Raw genomic sequence first — 1,551 nt, forward strand, 5'->3', positions numbered from 1 at the left:
TTGTTCTTTTCATTCTCTTAAATCAGTCTTCGGATTACGACTCTCTTCTTGTCATCGATTTGGTATAGCGGGTTGCCATACTAAGAGGTTGATTTGCTGCACGACTTGTTCAGCAATTATCACCTCATCGAGAAAGTCTCCTTCGAATCCTCTTTTCGAATCCTTAAGGAAGCTTTTAGTTATAAAGCTGCCACAGAAACGTTTCTTCAGTGTTCTGGCCTCAGAATTACTCTCGACGTCAGAAGAGTTCAAGAAGTCTATCTACAATCTAAGAATTAAATTACAAAAGATAAAAATAAAACATCGACATGTCAAATGTTGATGAAGCCATTGCCACAATGAGCAATCGGTTGGACACAATGATGGCTATGTTACAGATTATTGTGGACAAAGCAGTAACTACAGAGAATACTCTGCTAGGTATCGCCCAACGCGTAACTGTACTAGAATCTAACACTGTTGCATCCACTTCGCCAAGTTCCCCAAGCTCGGCGGACCTGGACTCATCTGCCGCACTCCCCGTGCTGCCCGTTGTCCCTGTGCCCTCCGATCTGCCCGTCGTTGCTTCTGCTCCTGCTGCTGCACCTGCCGCTGCTCTCGCCGCTGTTCCGGCTGCTGTCTCTCTCTCCGTCCTGCCTCCGCTCCCCAGCACTCCCGCAGTGACCGCTCAGGCTCCCGTGCACACACCCGCGCCTGCGACTTCCATCAGGGCCGCCCTGGCTGCCTTGAACGCCGTGACCGCTCGCAAAGCTGCTCTCGCCCACGCGGATCTGTCTGACGAGGAAGGAAGCATTGAGTTATTCGATCCCGGTATCTCAATAACAAGCAGCAACTACATGGATGATACACACTACTTCCCTGTCAACTCGCGCCAGAGTCTGCTCATGCGCGAACAGGAAAGCGCGGTGAAGCGCGCCAAGGAAGTGCAGTACACGCGTGCTGCTCCGCCCTTCGACGAGGCCAAGCTGACACGCCTCACGCCGCGGAAGGTTCTACAGTTCTGGGTTGCTGTTCTGGAATACCAGACTTGCCACCTGCTCAAGCTCAACGTTGCCTCCTTCATCTCCCAAGCTGTGAAGGACTCCATCGTGGCCCGCTACCCCGAGCTCCTACCTGACAAGATTAATCATCTCACGGACATACAGTTGCAGAACTACACAATCAAGATGATACAACCACGGACACAAGCAGAGTTCTACAGAAAGATGTCCGCCAGTGTAAGGTTTAACGACGACACTGAGCACAAGCCCCGCGCAGAGCACTATGGTCTATTCTACACTGCATTACTATCATACAAGGTTACCTTCACGCGCATGTACGACATCCTGTCGCGCGACAACCCACACGCCGTCCCCGAGTGTACCCTGCACCCCGGTGGTCTCCTCAAGCTGTTCCTGTCAAAGATTCCACACGGATACGGGTTTAATGTGCACAACAACATGGCAGTGAAGAAGTTTGATGATGTCCTGCTATATATTACTGAGTTCTACAAGAGCGTGCAGCGCCACTACGGCTACTACCTCAACACCGCTGAGTTGAACGACTGCTTCA

At 51.5% G+C, this 1,551-nt stretch carries 1 protein-coding gene; it reads left to right on the top strand.

Annotated features, from left to right (window positions below):
- Nucleotides 1–734: 734 nt before the first annotated feature.
- On the top strand, nt 735–1,551 hold an 817-nt coding region (locus QZ994_RS19845), incomplete at its 3' end, for a hypothetical protein (RefSeq protein ID WP_290877819.1).

Origin of the sequence: Aquabacterium sp. (genome assembly GCF_021768455.1) — a bacterium.
In the GTDB taxonomy this organism is placed as follows: domain Bacteria; phylum Pseudomonadota; class Gammaproteobacteria; order Burkholderiales; family Burkholderiaceae_C; genus Aquabacterium.